The organism is Paenibacillus sediminis, assembly GCF_017873765.1.
In the GTDB taxonomy this organism is placed as follows: Bacteria; Bacillota; Bacilli; order Paenibacillales; family Paenibacillaceae; genus Paenibacillus_AG; species Paenibacillus_AG sediminis.
On record NZ_JAGGKP010000005.1, the window covers coordinates 167,107 to 186,940 of the forward strand.

The 19,834-nt window shown below is 43.9% G+C and carries 17 protein-coding genes, 2 tRNA genes and 1 other annotated feature; of the genes, 16 read left to right on the forward strand and 3 right to left on the reverse strand.

The genetic code is table 11. The features are described 5' to 3' along the window. The first annotated feature begins 71 nt into the window (after nt 1-71). Nucleotides 72-380, forward strand: a complete 309-nt coding sequence (locus J2Z20_RS11840) for a hypothetical protein (RefSeq protein ID WP_209850148.1) — start codon at nt 72-74, stop codon at nt 378-380. Here J2Z20_RS11840 and J2Z20_RS11845 read toward each other — a convergent pair. Next, nucleotides 377-841: a GNAT family N-acetyltransferase gene (locus J2Z20_RS11845; RefSeq protein WP_209850151.1), complete on the reverse strand. Its 465-nt coding sequence runs from the start codon at nt 839-841 to the stop codon at nt 377-379. The genes J2Z20_RS11840 and J2Z20_RS11845 overlap by 4 nt on opposite strands. A 521-nt stretch (nt 842-1,362) precedes the next feature. Between J2Z20_RS11845 and ilvB the strand changes: the two genes are divergently transcribed. From ilvB to J2Z20_RS11890, 9 genes are all read left to right on the forward strand, one after another. After that, the gene (ilvB, locus tag J2Z20_RS11850) at nt 1,363-3,108 is read left to right on the forward strand and encodes a biosynthetic-type acetolactate synthase large subunit (RefSeq protein WP_209850154.1); all 1,746 of its coding nucleotides are present in this window, start codon (nt 1,363-1,365) and stop codon (nt 3,106-3,108) included. Continuing rightward, nucleotides 3,108-3,587 carry an acetolactate synthase small subunit gene (gene ilvN / locus J2Z20_RS11855; protein WP_209850357.1) on the forward strand — a complete coding sequence of 160 codons (480 nt, stop codon included), beginning with the start codon at nt 3,108-3,110 and terminating at the stop codon, nt 3,585-3,587. The genes ilvB and ilvN overlap by 1 nt, the downstream gene beginning before the upstream one ends. Nucleotides 3,588-3,737: 150 nt before the next feature. Further along, nucleotides 3,738-4,730 (forward strand): ketol-acid reductoisomerase, encoded by a 993-nt coding sequence (gene ilvC, locus J2Z20_RS11860; RefSeq protein WP_209850157.1) that lies wholly within the window; start codon nt 3,738-3,740, stop codon nt 4,728-4,730. A gap of 109 nt (nt 4,731-4,839) precedes the next feature. Then, nucleotides 4,840-6,381 carry a 2-isopropylmalate synthase gene (locus tag J2Z20_RS11865; protein ID WP_209850160.1) on the forward strand — a complete coding sequence of 514 codons (1,542 nt, stop codon included), beginning with the start codon at nt 4,840-4,842 and terminating at the stop codon, nt 6,379-6,381. A gap of 186 nt (nt 6,382-6,567) precedes the next feature. Next, nucleotides 6,568-7,650 carry a 3-isopropylmalate dehydrogenase gene (gene leuB / locus J2Z20_RS11870; RefSeq protein WP_209850163.1) on the forward strand — a complete coding sequence of 361 codons (1,083 nt, stop codon included), beginning with the start codon at nt 6,568-6,570 and terminating at the stop codon, nt 7,648-7,650. Between the two features lie 205 nt (nt 7,651-7,855). Further along, complete coding sequence (locus J2Z20_RS11875; RefSeq protein WP_209850166.1) at nt 7,856-8,404, forward strand: peroxiredoxin; 549 nt, start codon at nt 7,856-7,858, stop codon at nt 8,402-8,404. Nucleotides 8,405-8,589: 185 nt separating this feature from the next. Further along, the gene (locus tag J2Z20_RS11880; protein WP_209850169.1) at nt 8,590-9,009 is read left to right on the forward strand and encodes a hypothetical protein; all 420 of its coding nucleotides are present in this window, start codon (nt 8,590-8,592) and stop codon (nt 9,007-9,009) included. A 264-nt stretch (nt 9,010-9,273) separates the two neighbouring features. After that, nucleotides 9,274-10,383, forward strand: coding sequence for an ATP-binding protein (locus tag J2Z20_RS11885; protein WP_209850188.1), 1,110 nt, complete (start codon nt 9,274-9,276; stop codon nt 10,381-10,383). A 159-nt stretch (nt 10,384-10,542) separates the two neighbouring features. Next, nucleotides 10,543-11,508, forward strand: a complete 966-nt coding sequence (locus J2Z20_RS11890; protein ID WP_209850191.1) for an aldolase catalytic domain-containing protein — start codon at nt 10,543-10,545, stop codon at nt 11,506-11,508. A 38-nt stretch (nt 11,509-11,546) separates the two neighbouring features. Here the strand turns inward: J2Z20_RS11890 and J2Z20_RS11895 are convergent, their stop codons facing one another. After that, the gene (locus J2Z20_RS11895; protein WP_245252279.1) at nt 11,547-11,819 is read right to left on the reverse strand and encodes an HD family phosphohydrolase; all 273 of its coding nucleotides are present in this window, start codon (nt 11,817-11,819) and stop codon (nt 11,547-11,549) included. After that, nucleotides 11,785-12,108, reverse strand: a complete 324-nt coding sequence (locus tag J2Z20_RS11900) for a YbjQ family protein (RefSeq protein WP_209850194.1) — start codon at nt 12,106-12,108, stop codon at nt 11,785-11,787. The genes J2Z20_RS11895 and J2Z20_RS11900 overlap by 35 nt, the downstream gene beginning before the upstream one ends. Nucleotides 12,109-12,299: 191 nt before the next feature. Between J2Z20_RS11900 and J2Z20_RS11905 the strand changes: the two genes are divergently transcribed. From J2Z20_RS11905 to pheT, 6 genes are all read left to right on the forward strand, one after another. Then, nucleotides 12,300-12,376 (forward strand) — tRNA-Pro (locus tag J2Z20_RS11905). 11 nt (nt 12,377-12,387) lie between these two features. Further along, nucleotides 12,388-12,461 (forward strand) — tRNA-Gly (locus J2Z20_RS11910). 153 nt (nt 12,462-12,614) lie between these two features. Further along, nucleotides 12,615-13,664: a 2,3-butanediol dehydrogenase gene (locus J2Z20_RS11915; protein ID WP_209850197.1), complete on the forward strand. Its 1,050-nt coding sequence runs from the start codon at nt 12,615-12,617 to the stop codon at nt 13,662-13,664. Between the two features lie 357 nt (nt 13,665-14,021). Continuing rightward, a complete protein-coding gene (gene abc-f, locus J2Z20_RS11920) occupies nt 14,022-15,875 on the forward strand; it encodes a ribosomal protection-like ABC-F family protein (protein WP_209850200.1) in 1,854 nt (617 codons plus the stop codon). Between the two features lie 85 nt (nt 15,876-15,960). Beyond that, nucleotides 15,961-16,203: a binding site (T-box leader), on the forward strand. Between the two features lie 56 nt (nt 16,204-16,259). Continuing rightward, nucleotides 16,260-17,294, forward strand: coding sequence for a phenylalanine--tRNA ligase subunit alpha (gene pheS / locus J2Z20_RS11925; RefSeq protein WP_209850203.1), 1,035 nt, complete (start codon nt 16,260-16,262; stop codon nt 17,292-17,294). Nucleotides 17,295-17,324: 30 nt separating this feature from the next. Beyond that, nucleotides 17,325-19,772, forward strand: coding sequence for a phenylalanine--tRNA ligase subunit beta (gene pheT / locus J2Z20_RS11930; protein ID WP_209850206.1), 2,448 nt, complete (start codon nt 17,325-17,327; stop codon nt 19,770-19,772). The last annotated feature ends 62 nt before the right edge of the window (nt 19,773-19,834 follow it).

Here is a 19,834-nt window from a genome sequence, read left to right on the forward strand (position 1 = left end):
AGGACTAATATACAGACCTCCTGTTAGACTTTTGAATAGTATGAAATGAACAATTTTGGAGGAGGGATTATATGAAGAGGTTAGTTGACAAGAAACAAGCCGAAAAGCTTGTGGGCAAAACAATTTATGCGTTGAAAAAAGACGGAAGCGTTGTGACTGGCAAGCTGCTTCGCATCTCTGGTAATCGTCTTATTTTGAAAAAGAATAGTAAAAAGGCCCATACGAAAGCGATAGTACCTCTTGTTTTGTTTGATTTGCTCGCCATCGGCACTTCACCTTTTGCATACGGTTATCCAGGCTATGGCTATGGCGGTTATGGTTATGGCGGCTACGGTTATGGTTATCCAGGCTATGGTTACGGTTACGGTGGATTCTATTAATAAACAGCCTTGCGATGGAAAAGCATTTTTTCAAGCTCAAAGCATTGGGTTTGAGGGATGAAACGCACGGTGTAATATCCCATTTTTTTATAAAATGAGTGGCCCTGCTCATTACCTGCATCGACCATTACTTTGGCACGTATACACCCGCGGGAACAAGCAAAATTTTCTGCATGTGCCATCAGCATTTTGCCATGTCGCTTACCTTGTTCGGCGGGTGTGACAGCCATCAAATCAATGTATAAAAGATCACCATGCAGCATAAAATGCACAAAACCGATGGCGCCCGACTCATATTGTTTCGATGCAACGAGTGTTACACCGCCGCTTAGACGTTTAGGTAAATCTTTCTTAATCTTCATAAGCTCATCTTTCGGCAAATGAGATAACGGGACAAGTTCGGTTTCGATCAACCGAATAATAACAGGATCGTCTTGTTTCGGTCTTCGATAACGGATCATATCGCAAATTCCTCCCTTCCTGCAGGGCGTATCGACCCGCATTAATTCATCATATGAAGGAAACGGAAGAATGCTCTTATGAAGTAAAAAATTATGAAAAAAGTAATTGACTTATGATTTGGATGAGTCATATAATGTTCATAACATTTTAACGAAATATTCATCGGCAATGATGAGGACGAAGTTTTAAGGGCTCTTTTGTTCAGAGAGTGGAAGGAACTGCTGCGACTTCCATCAAAATCCCTTATATACGAGCTCACCTCGGAGCTGTTTTCCTGAAAAGACCATTTGTCCTATTAGGGAAAATCGTACGGTCTACGTTACAGACTTTGAGTAGAAGGTACATTTCTTTTACTCGCTAAGGCTTGTCACTGCAAAGTGTCTGAGCAAAATTGGGTGGTACCACGGAAGATCAAACCTTTCGTCCCTCGAAATAGGATAATCCTGTTTCTTGGGATGAAAGGTTTTTTTGTTACTTCCAGGTGTAAGCAAAATGTAATTTTTGGGAGGAGGATGAACTTATGAACGCGCAAACTCCAGAAGTGCGATCGACAGAACAATTACGTGAGAAATGGATGAAACCAGAAGTCATTACAGGCTCTGAAATATTGCTTAGAAGCCTGCTTTTGGAAGGTGTGGAATGTGTCTTTGGATATCCAGGCGGCGCCGTATTATACATTTACGATGCAATGTATGGATTTGAAGATTTTCAGCATGTGCTGACTCGTCATGAGCAAGGCGCCATTCATGCAGCTGACGGTTACGCACGAGCAAGCGGTAAAGTAGGCGTGTGTATCGCTACTTCGGGTCCTGGGGCGACCAATCTAGTGACTGGTATTGCAACAGCATATATGGACTCCGTTCCACTTGTTGTCATTACCGGTAATGTAGCGACGAGTCTTATCGGAACAGATGCGTTCCAAGAGGCGGACATTACGGGCATAACGATGCCAATTACGAAACATAGCTACTTAGTTCGGGATGTTAAAGATTTGCCGCGTATCATACACGAAGCCTTCCATATTGCTTCAACAGGACGCAAAGGGCCTGTGCTCATTGATATTCCGAAGGATGTATCTGCAGAGAAGTCGCTCTTTGAACCTGTGAAGTCTGTGAATATACGAGGATATAATCCGACGGTTGTACCTAACAAACTCCAGCTTGATAAGGTAGTTCAAGCGATTGCCGAAGCGGAGAGACCTGTTATTTTGGCAGGCGGCGGTGTCGTATATTCAGGGGCTCATGAAGCATTATATGAATTTGTTAAACGAACGGAAATTCCGATTACAACCACCCTTCTAGGATTAGGCGGTTTTCCAAGCGGTCATGACCTTTGGATGGGCATGCCAGGCATGCACGGCACTTATACAGCGAACCATGCTATTCAGCAAGCGGATCTGCTCATTAATCTAGGCGCTCGCTTTGATGACCGGGTTACAGGGAAAATTGATGGATTCGCTCCAAGAGCTAAAGTCGTTCATATCGATATTGATCCAGCAGAAATCGGTAAAAACGTCAACACGGATATTCCGATTGTCGGCGATGTGAAAGTCGTTCTTGAACTGCTGAATCAGGAAGTGAAACGATCTGATAAAGCAGATGCTTGGAGAAGTCAAATTATGAAATGGAAAGCGGAGAAGCCATACAAATATATGGACTCCGATGATAAGCTCAAACCGCAATGGGTTATCGAACTGCTTAATAAGACGACAAACGGCGAAGCGATCGTGACTACCGACGTTGGTCAGCATCAGATGTGGGTGGCGCAGTATTACAAATTTAATCAACCGCGTTCACTGATTACATCTGGAGGACTAGGTACGATGGGCTTCGGATTCCCATCTGCGATCGGTGCGCAGAAAGCTTTTCCGGATCGTCTAGTCATCTCAGTAAACGGTGATGGCGGAATGCAGATGTGCGCGCAAGAGCTGGCCATATGTGCGATCAATAACATACCGGTGAAAATTGTCATTATTAACAACCAAGTACTTGGTATGGTACGCCAGTGGCAAGAGCTTATCTATGATAATCGCTACAGCCATATCGATCTTGCTGGAAGTCCAGATTTCGTAAAACTGGCTGAAGCATATGGTGTAAAAGGATTACGAGCAACGACGAAAGAAGAAGCGAGAGACGCGTGGCAAGAAGCGCTTAATACACCAGGGCCAGTCGTGGTAGAGTTTGTGGTTGATAAAGATGCGAACGTCTATCCGATGGTAACTCAAGGTTCTACCATTGATCAAATGGTAATGGGGGATTGTGAATGATGACGACGAGACATACGATTTCCGTTCTAGTGAATGATCAGCCGGGTGTTTTGCAGCGAGTTTCGGGTCTCTTCGGCCGCCGCGGATTTAACATTGAGAGCATTACTGTTGGACAGTCGGAGGAACAAGGATTATCTCGCATGATCATCGTTACGCTGGGTGACGACAATACGCTTGAGCAAATCGAAAAACAACTGTATAAATTGATCGATGTCATTAAGGTAGTTAACCTTAGTTCCAAGCCGATGGTTGCCCGCGAACTTGCGCTCATTAAGGTGAATGCAGGGGCGTCAGAAAGACCTGAAATCATGGGCGTCGTGGAAACATTCCGCGCTTCTGTTGTTGATATCGGCAGCAATAGCTTGATGGTTCAAGTGATCGGAGATACAGAAAAAATCGACGCAATGATTGAGCTTATGAAACCTTACGGCATTCGGGAGCTTTCTCGTACTGGAGCGACTGCAATGATTCGGGGTTAACACATAACTTCAGCTAAAACGAAATGATTCAAATGCCCGCATATGAGCGGGTGTTTGAAGGGATTTTCGCTGAACTCTGATTGGAGACCGGCTGGTCCTTTGAAACACCCGCTCATTATGAAGGGTTTAACTAAAAGGAGGACTTTAAACATGGCAGTTACATTGTACTATGAACAAGATGCAGAACTAAGCGTATTAAGAGGGAAAACAATCGCAATTATCGGTTATGGAAGCCAAGGACATGCGCATGCACAAAACTTACGTGATAGTGGTCTTAATGTAGTCATCGGTCTCCGTGAGGGTAAGTCGTTCCAAAAAGCTAAAGAAGACGGGTTCGAAGTATTGTCTGTTGCAGAAGCAACACGCCGCGCAGACGTTGTACAGCTTCTTATGCCAGATGAAACACAAGCGTCAGTATACAAAAATGAAATTGAACCAAACTTGAAAAAAGGTGCTGCACTTCTGTTCGCGCACGGTTTCAACGTACACTTTGGGCAAATCGTTCCTTCCAAAGATAACGACGTATTACTCGTAGCTCCTAAATCTCCAGGTCACATGGTACGCCGCACATATGTTGAAGGCTTTGGCGTTCCTGGACTCATTGCAGTAGAACAAGATGCAACAGGCCAAGCAAAAGAAATTGGTCTAGCATATGCTAAAGGAATTGGCTGCACACGTGCAGGGGTTATCGAAACGACATTCCGTGAAGAAACAGAGACCGATCTATTCGGTGAGCAAGCGGTGCTTTGCGGCGGGGTGAGCGCTCTGATTAAAGCAGGTTTTGAAACTTTAACAGAAGCTGGCTATGCTCCAGAAATGGCGTACTTCGAATGTCTGCATGAACTGAAACTTATCGTAGATTTGATCTATGAAGGCGGTCTGGCAACCATGCGTGACTCCATTAGCAACACTGCTGAGTACGGCGATTATGTAACTGGACCTCGCATTGTGACTGAAGAAACGAAGAAAGCAATGAAAGACGTATTGTCTGATATCCAGCAAGGTAAATTTGCTCGCGACTTTATTTTGGAAAATCAATCAAACCGTGCATTCTTGACAGCTACTCGTCGTAACGAAGCGAATCATCCGATCGAAGTGGTTGGGGCTCAGCTTCGTGAATTAATGCATTGGATTAAGAAATAATAACATTCCTTTTATGAGAATAGAATGAAAGAAGTGGATTTATCTCATCCGCCCACTAACATCCTTTAAAGCGGTGTTGGGATAAAGACAATCTTAGGGAGGTGCAGCCATGCGAAAGATTTATGTCTTTGATACGACGCTTCGGGATGGAGAGCAATCACCGGGTGTCAATTTGAACACAAGGGAAAAGGTGGAGATTGCTCATCAATTGGAGAAGCTCGGTGTGGACCGTATTGAAGCAGGATTTCCTGCTGCGTCGCCGGGTGACTTGGCGGCAGTGAATGCTGTAGCGCGTGCTGTTAAGAATGCGACGATCATTGGACTTTCTCGTTCAAGACAGCAAGATATTGATGCAGTTCGTGAAGCGTTGCAAGGAGCACAAGATCCTTGCCTGCACCTATTTCTTGCAACTTCACCCATTCACAGGCAATACAAATTGCGGATGGATAAGCAGCAAGTGCTTGAAAATGCGGAAGCGGCTATCCGTTATGCGAAGAAATATTTCTCTAAGATTGAATTTTCAGCAGAAGACGCAGGACGTACTGAGCTTGATTTCCTATGTGAAGTGACAGCTATGGCGATCCGCGCAGGAGCGACAGTGATCAATATTCCGGACACGGTAGGCTATTTATCGCCTTATGAATACGGGAACATTTTCAAAACGTTGAAAGAACAAGTTCCAGGTATTGAAAATGTTCAGCTCAGCGCACATTGTCATGATGATTTAGGAATGGCTACGGTGAATGCACTTGCTGCCATTATGAACGGTGCAGATCAGATTGAGGGCACGATTAACGGGATTGGTGAGCGGGCAGGGAATACCGCGATTGAAGAAGTGGCGATGGCGCTTGAGACGCGTCAAGACTTTTTCGGAGCGAAGACTTCCTTGGTTCTCTCTGAAATTGCACGAACGAGCCGTCTTGTAAGCAAGCTGACAGGTATGGTTGTTCCAGGCAATAAAGCAATCGTTGGCGCGAATGCATTTGCGCATGAATCCGGCATTCATCAAGACGGCATGCTTAAGGAGAAAACAACCTATGAAATTATGTCGCCAGAGACGATTGGTCTTAAAGAAAGCAAGCTTGTGCTTGGCAAACATTCAGGACGTCATGCTTTCCGTGAAAAATTGATTGATCTTGGATTTGACCTTGAGGATGAGCTGCTCAATCAAACATTCGCTAAATTTAAAGTGTTGGCAGATAAGAAAAAAGATGTAACGGATGAAGACTTGCTGGCACTGCTTGAAGAGAAGCTGGTAGATACACCTGAAGTGTTCAAGCTAGAAGCGATCTATGTGTCTTATAGCAACGAATCTATTCCGTCTGCGAAAGTTCGCATCCTCACTGCTGCGGGCGATATCATCGAAGAAGAAGCGGAAGGCAACGGCTCAGTTGATGCCATCTACAATGCGATTGATAGAGCAAGCACAGAAGAAGTAACGCTTTCCGACTATTCGATTAAATCTGTCTCTCACGGTAAGGATGCGCTCGGTGAAGTACACGTCGTCCTTTCCCAAAATGACGTTGCCGTTCAAGGCCGCGGACTTAGCACCGATATTTTAGAGGCTAGTGCGAGAGCATATGTGGATGCGCTCAACCAGCTTATTGAGAAGCGGAAAACATTTAGCAAACGTGATCGCGTAAGTCTGTAATTCATACATCTATACATTATTAAAGCAAGCTGTCAGGATCATCCTGATGGCTTGTTTTTTACTGTCTTATAGACAGAACCTATTAAGGTCATAGATTCTATATCTTGGTCAAATGGTTTCTCTGTATGTTACAACTGATTTATAGAATTAGCGCGAGAAAATATTAAATTTAAGGAGTGGGGAAGCATGACGGAAGTTAAGAAAATTGCAGTTATTGCAGGCGATGGTATTGGACCAGAAGTTGTGGCGGAGGCCGAAAAAGTATTGAGACGTACGGAGGAGGTTTTCGGCTACCGGTTTAAGACAGAACACACTTTGTTCGGGGGGATCGCAATTGATCAGAAAGGAACTCCGCTGCCGGAAGAAACATTAGCCGTGTGTAAATCAGCGGATGCTGTGTTGTTAGGTGCTGTCGGCGGTCCAAAATGGGACAACAATCCAAAGGAGCTTCGTCCAGAGACAGGTCTTCTAGGTATTCGCAAGGCGCTTGGACTATTCTCCAATTTACGTCCTGCCGTTGTGTTCGATTGTTTGAAGGATGCATCCACCTTAAAACCTGAAGTGCTTGAAGGAACTGACCTAATCGTCGTCCGCGAGTTGACGGGCGGTATCTATTTCGGCGATAAATTTAGAAGAGATGGTATACAAGGACAAGAAGCGGTAGATACTTGTGTGTATAATGTAGCGGAAGTAGAGCGAATTGTGCGCCAAGCGTTCGAGATTGCACAAAAACGCCGTAAAAAATTAGCATCTGTCGATAAAGCGAACGTTCTTGAAACATCCCGTTTATGGCGTGAAGTGGTGAACCGCGTTGCTCCTGAATATCCAGACGTTGAACTTGAGCATGTGCTCGTCGACAACTGTGCGATGCAGCTTCTGCGCAGACCTTCGAGTTTCGATGTCATTGTCACTGAAAATATGTTCGGAGATATCTTAAGCGATGAAGCAGCGATGCTTACAGGTTCGATTGGGATGCTTGCTTCTGCTTCCTTAGGGGAAGGCAGCTTTGGATTATATGAGCCCGTGCACGGTTCTGCACCGGATATTGCAGGACAAGGACTTGCAAATCCAATTGCGACGATTCTGTCTACAGCTCTAATGCTGCGTATGACTTTCGGATATGCAGACGCAGCGGATGCCATTGAAGCGGCTGTAGCTGAAGTGCTTGATGCAGGCCATAGAACAAGCGATATTGCAGTCGATAAGAGTAAGGCGATCAGCACAACAGAGATGGGCAATCTCATCGTTGCAGCTATTAAAAAGCAGTAACGAAAAAAGGGATTATGTTCACTGAATTTTCTTATTTATAATTATTATAAAAAAATAACTGATATAATCTTGACTTATTATAGTCTCGATGATAACATTTCAATTGTACATTTTTTGTACAATTTTAGACACAATATTATTTTATTAGACAAGAAAAACTACAAACTTCATGTTTTTCTTACATAATAAAGGAGGATTTACGATCATGGCACAACGCTTAGTAGGAAAACCCGCTCCAGACTTCACAATGGAAGCTGTAACTGGTGACGGTAAAGAATTCAAAACTGTTAAATTGTCCGACTATCGCGGTAAATGGCTTGTATTCTTCTTCTGGCCACTTGACTGGACATTTGTATGCCCAACTGAAATCACAGCTTTGAGCGAAGCATATGAAGAGTTTAAAAAATTGGATACAGAAATTTTGGGCGCAAGCACTGATTCTGTTCACAGTCACCGTGCATGGGTTCGCACTTCACCAGCTGATAACGGTCTTGGACCTGTTAACTTCCCGCTTGCTTCCGATATCACTAGAAAAGTAGCAAGTGACTACGGCGTATTGATCGAAGAAGAAGGCGTGGCTCTTCGCGGTCTATTCATCATCGATCCAGAAGGCGAATTGAAATATCAAGTTGTCAACCATAATGATGTAGGTCGCAGCGTTGAAGAAACACTTCGTGTGCTTCAAGCACTTCAATCCGGCGGTCTTTGCGCAATGAACTGGAAACCAGGCGACAAAAATTTGGTTGCTAAATAATAGTTGCTGATTTAATGAGGTCCCCTTTTCCGCTCTCGTGCGGGTGAGGGGATTTTTTGCTAAAATTAAACTAACAAACAGGAATTTGATCACGCAAACTCGAATAGGTTATAGGAAATCATAAAGAGAACTGCTAAGGATAGTCATCATCACGCGAAATTATTTATAAAGGAGGGCGAACTGGTATGAGTTTTTGCTGCGGGGCTAGTATGATTGGAACGAAGGGAACCTTGAAGCATTATCGTACTCAAGTCCACAATGTTCCCCTGCTTTTTTGTCCGGTATGCCACCGGGTGGAGGTTCATTATAAAGTCGAAAACGAATATGAAATATTGGCGGAATACGCACATGGTGACGGAGCCTCCGAAATTGATTTTCAGGATTATGTGCTTGAGGATGAAGATACGATCTTCGAGAACTGTGTAAATCATGAGAATGAAGATCCATTCGAGATGGTTCAAAGCCAAATTGATATGGGACTTGATTTACTAAGTATCGCCAAGCAAATCCAGGATGAGAAATGGGAAGGCGAGCTTAAAAAGCGACTAGCTATGCTGAGCCAACGAAAACTAAAATTAAAACAAAAAAGCAGCAAAATAAGATAGTCTCCGATAGGGGACTATTTTTTTGTTTCTTTTTTTAACAATACTTATTAAAATTAACAAAATTCGACAGTATCTCTGATTGACTTGGATACTACCAAATGACTATCATAACAATAGACTTATATAGTAAAGAGTAGACAGCACGATTTCCCTTTCTAGGCGAAAGAAGATCCCGAAGTATCCAGAGGATTTTTGCATTCCCTACATAATGATTTGATGTTATAAACGTCGATGCATCATTAATGAATAAAGGGGGAGAAGAGCGTGCTTAATGAGTTCGAAGTATCCCTACAACCCGTAGATTCTTTTACTTCTACTCAACTCGTCAAAAATAAGTATGAAAATATTTTACAGCAGCTAGACAGCGCTATTATGTTGTTTGACAGCGAAGGCGTGCTTACGTTTATCAATATGCAAATGGCTAAACTGCTAGAGATGCCGAGAGTAGCTCTGAACGGATGCAATCTGTTGCAAATATTACAAAATCCAGATTTAAATCGGTTTAAGAAAAAGAAAATTATTAAAATTTATCGAGAAACGATTTTTCAGCGCAAAAGATACCATGAACTCATTGATGAGAGCGGTCAGCATTGGCTCATTACTGTAACGTATGGTGACCAGATGGATGGCGATTTTTTAATTAGTATGAAGGATGTTACCGATTACAAACAGATCGAGCAAACGGCATACCGCAATGATAAGCTGGCTACGTTAGGTAAAATTTCAGCCAGCATTGCTCATGAAATTCGTAATCCGCTAACTGCAATTCGTGGGTTCATTCAACTGCTTCGTCCGCATTTACTGCAGCTGGGGAAAGATGAATATGCCCGAATTATATTAACTGAAATAGACCGGGCCAATGATATCATATATGAGTTTCTTAACTCATCGAAGCCTTCGGCACCGCAGAAGAAAATCGTGTCTGTTCATTCCTTATTGAAGGAAGTTATTCTTCTCACTGAGAGCGAAGCGTTGATGACAGGCTGCCAAATCGTTCTAGTAGAGGAAAGCAGCCCTCTATATGTCTCGATTGATGTGAAACAAATAAAACAGGTTATTTTGAATATTGTTAAAAATGCGATGGACGCCATTGATGAACTAGACGGAGAGAGAAATGGCTTCATCGAAATAAAATTGAAAGCGGATAAAAAATACGTTCAAATATCAATACGTGATAACGGTCGCGGAATGGATCCGAATACACTTGCACATCTGTTCGATCCGTTCTTCACAACAAAAGAAGGGGGGACTGGACTCGGGCTTTCTGTCAGCTATCGAATCATTCGAAATCACGGCGGAGTCATTTCCGTCGACAGCACAAAAGGCATCGGTACGGAATTTATTATTTCACTTCCGCTTTGTACGGGGTGTTAATCATATCGTTATAGAAGAACCGGCCCAATATCGACCGGTTCTTTTCGTATTTATGAATATAAATGTGCTACAATGAATACAAGCAAATGTGCTTTACTTTTTCAGGTTTGTTCAAGTATGATTTAAAGATACATTTACCGGAAGGGAGACCAACTCAAAATGAAATCGAATCAATGCAAAATTGTTGACTGCACGATACGTGATGGAGGACTCGTCAACAATTGGGACTTCAGTATCGAATTTGTACAACAACTATACGCTGGTTTAAACGAAGCTGGCGTCGATTATATGGAAATCGGGTATAAAAACTCCCCTAAACTTCTAAAAGGTGCAGATAGTGCAGGACCATGGCGTTTTCTGAACGACGATTTTTTAAGAAAAGTGATTCCGCAAAAAGGAAATACGAAGCTATCGGCGCTAGTTGATGTTGGACGAGTTGATGAAAACGACATTTTACCGCGGAGTGAAAGCATGCTCGATCTCATTCGCGTGGCTTGTTACATAAAAGATGTAGACAAAGCGCTGCAGCTTGTTCAAGTGTTCCATGATCGCGGTTATGAAACAACACTTAACATTATGGCGCTCTCCAATGTCATGGATCATGAGCTCTTAGAAGCTTTTGAACTCATTAAAGACAGTGTGGTAGATGTGGTGTACATTGTTGACTCTTACGGCAGCCTTGACAACAATGACTTCCGTCATTTAATCGATAAGTTCAAGACGCATCTTCCTAACAAACGTCTCGGTGTTCATACACACAACAACATGCAGCTGGCATTCGCTAATACACTAGTAGCAGCAGAAAATGGTGTTGAACTGCTGGATGCTTCAGTTTACGGAATGGGACGAGCAGCAGGCAACTGTCCAACAGAGCTATTGGTCACTCATTTGAAAAATTCGAAATATCATCTTCGTCCAATTCTCGAAATTTTGGAGAATCTAATGATTCCGCTTCGTGAGAAAGAAGAGTGGGGATACTTAATTCCTTATATGATTACTGGAACGCTTGATGAGCATCCCCGTTCTGCAATGGCACTTCGGGCTTCAGAAGAAGACAAAGACAAGGTCGTCGATTTCTACGATAAATTGACGACACCTGAAGTTAATTTTAATAAGAAGAAGTAATTAGAAGAGCACCGTTCATTAGAACGGTGCTTTCTTTATCATTTACCAACGCGAATATATTTACGTTCACCTGTTGCAGGGTTGTAATACACTTGATATTTAATGCCGTCTTTTGAATCAATACAAATTTCGCTCGTACGGATAAAATCGCTCCCAGGAAGCTGATTGGGATCTTCCTTACTGCGATAACGACGGTCAAAGAAACGCCAGCTAATCCATAACAGGATTAAGAAACCAACGATTTGCAGACCAAAATATCCGATCACGAAGTTCATATTATCCGCGCGGCCTTGCTTTAACGACTGTTCCATAAGCAACGATTTCACTCATGTTATTGCCGATATCACCGCTGTCAAAGCGCATCATCACAATTGCGTTACCACCCATTGCATGTGCATTTTGCGTCATTCTATCGATGGCTTGTTTGCGGGCATCCTCAATCATCTGCGTATATTGCTTGACTTCCCCTCCGACTAATCCTTTCAAGGATGCCATAATGTCCCCGCCGATTCCTCTTGCTCTTACAACGACTCCAAAAGTAGTTCCTAGCACCTCGGTAATTTCATAATTTGGAAGATTTTCTGTCGTTGAAATGATCATACATTCATTCACTCTCCTAATGTTCATTTATCATTTATAAGAAAATTATACCATGAACTCCAGATTTACAGTTGAAATTGCATACCACTCCTTGTAGAATAACGTTGTAACAAACTTCCAGTTGCAAACACAAATTGTACGTGGTATATTTATTTTTGTCCTCATGAGAGGATAAAGACATTTTTAGAAATCGGGACGTAGCTCAGCTTGGTAGAGCACCTGGTTTGGGACCAGGGGGTCGCATGTTCAAATCGTGTCGTCCCGACCATTCAATTTAATGCGGGTGTAGTTCAATGGTAGAACTCCAGCCTTCCAAGCTGGTAGCGTGGGTTCGATTCCCATCACCCGCTCCATACATAAGCGTAATGAGCCTTGAGAATATTCAAGGCTCTTTTTTGTTTTGCAGTGACTTTTATCATATTTAATAAATAAGATATCTCATACAATGAATTCAGCACCAATTATTTCTTTAATATCTTCTTAATACAACTTAGGAGGGAGAAATTATGAAAGCTGTTCGTTGGCACAATGTGAGAGATTTACGAGTGGAGCAAATTGAGGAACCTGTCATTGGTAAGGGGAAAGTGAAAATTAAGGTGGAGTGGGCTGGAATATGCGGGAGCGATTTGCATGAGTATGTGGCTGGACCTATTTTCATTCCTAAAAATGAACCGCATCCACTAAGCAGAGATAAAGCGCCGATTGTGATGGGACATGAGTTTTCTGGACAAGTTGTTGAAGTTGGAGAAGGAGTTACCCGTGTAAAACCTGGGACCCGAGTTGTTGTTGAACCGATTCTCACTTGTGGTGAATGCTCTGCATGTCATAAAGGGAAGTACAATCTTTGTGAAAAAATGGGCTTCCATGGATTATCAGGCGGTGGCGGCGGATTTGCCGAATATACAGTGGTTGATGAACATATGGTGCATATTTTACCGGACGATCTGTCTTATGAACAAGGAGCTCTCGTTGAACCTGCGGCAGTGGCTCTTCATGCGGTGCGTTTAAGTAAACTGAAAGCTGGGGATAAAGCTGTAGTATTCGGCGCTGGTCCAATTGGACTTCTGCTGATCGAAGCGCTCAAAGCTGCGGGTGCCGCGGAAATTTATGCGGTAGAACTTTCGCCTGAGCGCCGAGAGAAAGCGGAAGAACTCGGAGCTGTTGTTCTGGATCCTTCCAAGGTGGACGTAGTCGCAGAGATTCATCGTCTTACGGACGGAGGAGCAGATGTCTCCTTTGAAGTGACAGGTGTTCCTGCCGTACTTCAGCAAAGTATTGATGCGACTAAATTTGAGGGCGAGACGGTCATCGTCAGCATTTGGGAGAACGAAGCTTCCGTTAAACCCAATCAAATCGTCATGAAGGAACGGTCGGTCATTGGTATTATTGGGTACCGTGACGTCTTTCCAGCTGTGCTTCAGCTTATGAAGCAAGGGTATTTTCCAGCCGATAAACTCGTAACGAAACGGATTAAACTGGATAATATTGTCCAAGAAGGATTTGAAGCGCTCCTGAAAGAGAAGAACCAAGTTAAAATCCTTGTGAAAGCTGAATAACATAAGATAATAATTGTATAATACTTCCTTTCTGGAATCGTTTCTGTTATAATGTGATTCGTTACATTCATTCCAATGATCGAGAGGTATATATCGTCCAATGAAGTAAACCATCTATTCTCTAAATAACTGCATGTAAGTGAAGCAGGCAGTCTCTGCGGCGCGTAGAGAAAGAGGATAGGTGTGTCTAAATTCGTAAATTGGGATATATGGCTGGATCGTGGGTTTTACCCAAAATCTGCTTATCTTGTTTTGCCATATCAATTTTCGTAGACATCTCATATTCTGTTTGAACAATACCCGCCGCAGGCTCCTATGCCTGCGGTTTTTTTGTTTCACAAAAGAAAGGGTGATTTCATGACGACTATTGTACGGGTTAACGATTTGGCGAAAGAATGGAATGGCAAACGAGTATTTGAAGATGTTTATTTTGAAATTAATGCAGGGGAGCGGCTTGCCGTTTTTGGAGCAAACGGTGCTGGAAAAACAACCTTGTTCGAAATATTAGTTGGTGAAACGGAGCCTTCAGACGGTTTGGTGGAACGACGTTTGCCGCTTGCAGATTGGGGATATATGCAGCAAACTTCTGATATCGAGCTAAGAGATTTTACTGTGCTTGAAGCGGCAGGACATAACAGCGGAGAACTGTGGGAGATCAAACGCAAACTTCGAGTATTAGAAGCGGAGCTAGGAAGCTCATCGTCTGAGCAAGGCGAAGAGATGCTTGAAGAATACGGAACATGGATGGATCGATACGAAGGTCTGGGAGGGTTTCAGTGGGAGTTCGAACTTGAGAAGCATTTAACAATGCTGAATATCGGACCGGACTTATGGTCTCTTCCTTTTGCGCAGCTAAGCGGCGGTCAGAAGACGCGCGTTCGTCTCGCCTCTATTCTCGTAAGGCGTCCTAAGTTTCTGCTGTTAGATGAGCCGACCAATCATTTGGACGAAGCGAGTATTCTATGGTTGGAAAAGTGGCTTACAAGCTATGACGGAACGGTGCTCTTCGTATCTCATGACCGTACTTTTCTAGACCAGGTTGCAACAGGCATCGTTGAACTGAAGGCAGATGGAGCGAAGAAATATAAAGGCGGCTATACAGACTACCGCAGGGAGAAGGAGCGGGAACTTCGCGAGCAGGAGACGCTTTACAAGAAACAGCAGCTTGCGCGAGAAGCGTTGGAGGAGTCTATAAGACGATATCAGCAGTGGTTTAATAAAGCGGATCGTAATGCATCCCAAAATAATGAAGTAAAGATTACAACCAGTTTCTATAAAGCGAAGGCGAAGAAAAATATTTCGAGGTATCACGCAAAGCAAAAAGAACTAGAGCGGCTTGAAGCGGTCAGTGTTCAAAAGCCGAGAGACGATCTTAAGCTGAAGATGCAGCTGGATGAAGGAAACTTTGCCGCTCGTACTCTGATACGGATGGAAAAGGTGACATTCGGATTTAAAGAAGCGAAGCCGCTGTTTCATCGAATGGACCTATGGCTCTCACGAGGAGATAGACTCGCTGTTAGAGGACCGAACGGAGCAGGGAAAACGACTTTCGTAAAGCTGTTTATGAAGAAATTAATACCTCAAGAAGGTAAGATATGGCACCACCCTGAATTGAAAATCGGGTACTTCTCACAAGAGCTCGAAGAGCTGGATGAAGAGACGACATTGCTGGACAGTTTGCTGAGGCTGCCTGACATGACGCAGACGCACGCAAGAACGATTCTTGGCTGTTTTTTATTTTCACGGGAAGATGTTTATAAGACCATCGGAGATTTAAGTATGGGTGAGAAGTGCAGAGCGGCGTTCCTCCAATTGTTATTCAGCGGAGCGAATCTGCTTGTGCTTGATGAGCCGACCAACTATTTGGACGTGAACACTTGTGAAGTGATTGAGGATGCGCTTGAAGCATACCCTGGAGCACTTGTCGTCATCTCTCATGACCGCACATTAGTGCGCAAACTTTCCACTCGATTGCTGACATTGGAACAGGGACAGGCGCCGCGAATATTTGAAGGTACTGTGCAGGAAGAGGAAGAGCATCTGGCTCGTCGAGGCGGCAGAGCAATACACGATGCAGATCAAGATAATAGGCGTGTTCACTTAGAATGGGAGTTATCATGTCTGCTTAGTAGGGATGACGGAACAGAAGAAGAGAATGCAGAACGTCTATTACAAATACGGAAGCTGCGCAAAGAGCTTGAGACTCTCTAACCTTAAGCGACCTAAATTCTCTTATATGCACGACTTGCCATTACGACGAACTTTGCATATAATAGCACATATCGAATATTGAACTCCAAATGCATTGACGGAGAAGAGTAAGCAGTGCTTCTTTACAGGGAGGAGATGCCATAGATTGAGAGTGTCTCTACAGAACCAGGCTGCCGAAGTTCGCTCCTGAGCAGTTCCTTGAACAATGTCGTGTTCGGCTTTAAGTAGAGGATACCGGTTACGATCCGTTACATCGAAATAAGTGAGAGTAGAGTGCTAATGCATTTGACTCTAACAAGGGTGGTACCACGGTCTTTTCGTCCCTTTCGGGAGAAAAGGCCTTTTTTGTTTGATTATAGGTTACTAAAGGGAGGCTTATATTCCATGAAAGAACGTTTGGAATCATTGAAAAGCGAGGCGCTTGCTCAGCTCAAGGATGTATCCGATCCGCAAACGCTGAACGACCTGCGTGTCAAATATTTAGGTAAAAAGGGTGCCCTCACTGAAATTTTGAGAGGGATGGGAGCTTTAAGCGCTGAAGAACGCCCGATTATCGGCCAGGTTGCCAATGAAGTGCGAAGCGCGATTGAACAAATTATTGATGAGAAGCAGCAATTCTTCCTTCAACAGGAGACGGAGAAACGTCTGCAAGCGGAAAAGGTTGACGTTACACTGCCAGGTCGTCCTCTCCGTCAAGGCGGAGTACACCCGCTGAACAAAGTCATTGGTGAAATTGAGGAGATTTTCCTCGGCATGGGATATCGTGTTGCAGAAGGCCCTGAAGTAGAAATGGACTACTACAACTTTGAGGCGCTCAATCTGCCGAAGAACCACCCAGCTCGAGATATGCAGGATTCTTTCTACATTACTGAAGAACTCCTTATGCGCACACATACTTCGCCAGTTCAAGTTCGTACAATGGAAGCAATGAAAGGCGAAGTTCCTGTCAAGGTGATTTGCCCTGGTAAAGTGTACCGCCGCGATGATGATGATGCGACGCACTCCTTCCAGTTCAATCAAATCGAAGGTCTGGTCATTGGCAAAAACATTCGGATGAGCGACCTTAAAGGGACACTGCAGCAATTTGTGCAAGAGATGTTCGGACCGAAGACACAAATTCGCCTTCGTCCAAGCTTCTTCCCGTTCACAGAGCCAAGCGCTGAAGTCGACGTTACTTGTGTACAATGCGGCGGAGATGGCTGCCGGATGTGTAAACATACGGGCTGGCTTGAAATTTTGGGCTGCGGTATGGTTCAACCGAAGGTGCTCGAAATGGGCGGTTATGATCCACAAGAATACAGCGGCTTCGCGTTCGGTATGGGCGTAGAGCGGATCGCTATTTTGAAATACGGCATTGACGATATTCGTCATTTCTATAGCAACGATATGCGTTTCCTGAAGCAATTTGCACGTCTATAATTTGGTGAAAGAAAAGGAAGTGACACTCTCATGAAAGTATCAACCCAGTGGTTGGCTGATTATATTTCTTTAGACAATGTAAAGGCAGAAGAATTGGCAGAACAAATTACTCGTGCGGGTATTGAAATCGACGTCATTGAGAACAGAAATAAAGGAGTTTCTAATGTCGTTGTTGGTTACGTGAAAAGTAAAGAAAAACACCCGGATGCGGATAAGCTGAACGTCTGCATCGTCGATGCGGGCCAAGGCGAGGACCTGCAAATTGTGTGCGGTGCAAAAAATGTGGATGCAGGACAAAAGGTTCCTGTTGCGCTCGTAGGGGCAGTGATGCCTGGCGGTCTTGAAATTAAAAAAGCTAAACTGCGCGGCGTAGCTTCCCATGGGATGATCTGCTCTGCTAAGGAGCTTGGATTAAACGAGAAGCTTCTTCCGAAAGAACAGCAAGAAGGCATTCTTGTGCTGCCAGAGGACACGCAAATTGGTACACCGATCGAGGAAGTGCTTGGACTTGATGATCAAGTGCTTGAGTTCGACTTAACACCGAACCGTTCAGATTGCTTAAGCATGATTGGTGCAGCTTATGAAGTAAGCGCAATTCTAAGACGTGACGTCAATTTGCCAAATCCAGAGAAAGATTTGGTTGAAATTACCAACTTTGCGAAAAATCACATATCGGTTAATATTGTCGATACAGACTATTGCAGCCATTATGCTGCTCGTTATATTACAGGAGTGAAGATTGCGCCTTCTCCGCTATGGATGCAAAATCGGTTAATGGCTGCAGGCGTTCGCCCGATTAATAACATTGTCGATATTACAAACTATGTCATGCTTGAATATGGGCAGCCGCTTCATGCCTTTGACGCTGATAGGCTAGCGAACGGTCATATTGAAGTAAGACTTGCTAAAGAAGGTGAAACGCTCGTCACTTTGGATGGACAAGAGCGTAAGCTTACCCCTCAAATGCTGGTTATTACAGATGGCGTGAAGCCTGTAGCACTCGCTGGTGTGATGGGCGGAGCTAACTCGGAAGTCTCTGAGAATACAGTAAACATATTGCTCGAATCAGCTAAATTCGATGGCGGCACAGTGCGTAGAACGTCACGTCAGCTTGGTCTTCGCTCTGAAGCAAGCCTTCGCTTTGAGAAAGAGGTCGATCCGCAGTCTGTTATACCTGCACTTAACCGCGCAGCAGCGCTCATTGCTAAGCTTGCTGGCGGTGCAGTTCATCAAGGTATCGTAGAATCTGTCAACGAACAAGCGAAGGATCGAGTTATAGAGCTGTCTATGGACAAATTGAACGCATACCTTGGAACTAACCTAACAACGCTTGAAGTGAAGAGTATTTTTGCTCGTCTTCATTTCAAATGCGCTGAAACTACTGATCGTGTGATAGAAGTTCGTGTACCGACACGCCGCGGTGATATTACGCAGGATGTGGATTTGATTGAAGAAATAGCTCGTTTGTACGGCTACGATAATATTCCGACGACAGCCATCGAAGGTCCTACGACACCAGGTGCTTATACGAAATCACAGTTTTTGCGCCGTGAAATTCGCACGCTGCTAACCCATGGTGGATGGCAAGAAGTGATTAGCTACTCGTTCACGCATCCGAAACAGACGGAAACGTTCACTTCATTAGCTGACGGCAGCCGTCCTGTGAAGCTCGCGATGCCGATGAGTGAAGACCGCAGTGTACTTCGTACGAGTATCATCCCGCAGCTGATTGAAATTGCATTGTACAATATCAATCGTAAGCAAGAAGACTTGGCATTGTTCGAAATTGGCAGTGTGTTCGCCACAGATGAAGAGGTACTAACCAAACAGCCTCAAGAAGTTCCTGTTCTTAGCCTTTTGCTGACAGGCAATCGTACTGAGAAGCAGTGGAATGTAACAGCTGAGAAAGTAGACTTTTTCGATCTAAAAGGTGCACTCGAAAGTGTATTCCAGTATTTAGGGCTTTCTAATCAAATTACGTATGAAGCGAATGCTCCGGCTGGATATCACCCTGGACGGTCTGCATCAATTTATTTGCACACAGCAGCAGGTAAACAGTTCATTGGTACTATTGGTCAATTGCACCCGCAATTACAGCAGGAATACAGTATTAATGACACTTATGTTGCAGAATTGAAGCTAGCTCCAATTTATGATCATACAGACAAACATATCGTATATCGTGAATTGCCTCGCTTCCCGGCAGTTGAACGTGATATTGCTGTAGTTGTCGCTCGAGATGTAGAGGCTGGTGCGCTGATGGATACGATTCGTGAAGCGGCTGGCGAATGGCTCGAGTCAGTGAAGGTGTTTGACGTTTATACTGGAAGCAAGCTGGGTGAAGATAAGAAGAGTATAGCGATTGCTCTTGTCTATCGTCATAAAGAACGTACGTTCACGGATGAGGAAATTACAGCTCTTCACGATAAGGTTGTTGCATCCCTTGAGCAAACTTTTAATGCAGAATTGAGAAAATAGCAGGAAATCCACACGGTCACATCGAATCTAGTAGTTGGATTTAGATTCGATGTGGCTTTTTT

What these genes read in the sequence shown, in the direction of transcription:
- J2Z20_RS11840 (WP_209850148.1), top strand. Translation starts at nt 72, where the DNA reads ATGAAGAGGTTAGTTGACAAGAAACAAGCCGAAAAGCTTGTGGGCAAA.
- J2Z20_RS11845 (WP_209850151.1), bottom strand. Translation starts at nt 841, where the DNA reads ATGATCCGTTATCGAAGACCGAAACAAGACGATCCTGTTATTATTCGG.
- ilvB (WP_209850154.1), top strand. Translation starts at nt 1,363, where the DNA reads ATGAACGCGCAAACTCCAGAAGTGCGATCGACAGAACAATTACGTGAG.
- ilvN (WP_209850357.1), top strand. Translation starts at nt 3,108, where the DNA reads ATGACGACGAGACATACGATTTCCGTTCTAGTGAATGATCAGCCGGGT.
- ilvC (WP_209850157.1), top strand. Translation starts at nt 3,738, where the DNA reads ATGGCAGTTACATTGTACTATGAACAAGATGCAGAACTAAGCGTATTA.
- J2Z20_RS11865 (WP_209850160.1), top strand. Translation starts at nt 4,840, where the DNA reads ATGCGAAAGATTTATGTCTTTGATACGACGCTTCGGGATGGAGAGCAA.
- leuB (WP_209850163.1), top strand. Translation starts at nt 6,568, where the DNA reads ATGACGGAAGTTAAGAAAATTGCAGTTATTGCAGGCGATGGTATTGGA.
- J2Z20_RS11875 (WP_209850166.1), top strand. Translation starts at nt 7,856, where the DNA reads ATGGCACAACGCTTAGTAGGAAAACCCGCTCCAGACTTCACAATGGAA.
- J2Z20_RS11880 (WP_209850169.1), top strand. Translation starts at nt 8,590, where the DNA reads ATGAGTTTTTGCTGCGGGGCTAGTATGATTGGAACGAAGGGAACCTTG.
- J2Z20_RS11890 (WP_209850191.1), top strand. Translation starts at nt 10,543, where the DNA reads ATGAAATCGAATCAATGCAAAATTGTTGACTGCACGATACGTGATGGA.
- J2Z20_RS11895 (WP_245252279.1), bottom strand. Translation starts at nt 11,819, where the DNA reads ATGGAACAGTCGTTAAAGCAAGGCCGCGCGGATAATATGAACTTCGTG.
- J2Z20_RS11900 (WP_209850194.1), bottom strand. Translation starts at nt 12,108, where the DNA reads ATGATCATTTCAACGACAGAAAATCTTCCAAATTATGAAATTACCGAG.
- J2Z20_RS11915 (WP_209850197.1), top strand. Translation starts at nt 12,615, where the DNA reads ATGAAAGCTGTTCGTTGGCACAATGTGAGAGATTTACGAGTGGAGCAA.
- abc-f (WP_209850200.1), top strand. Translation starts at nt 14,022, where the DNA reads ATGACGACTATTGTACGGGTTAACGATTTGGCGAAAGAATGGAATGGC.
- pheS (WP_209850203.1), top strand. Translation starts at nt 16,260, where the DNA reads ATGAAAGAACGTTTGGAATCATTGAAAAGCGAGGCGCTTGCTCAGCTC.
- pheT (WP_209850206.1), top strand. Translation starts at nt 17,325, where the DNA reads ATGAAAGTATCAACCCAGTGGTTGGCTGATTATATTTCTTTAGACAAT.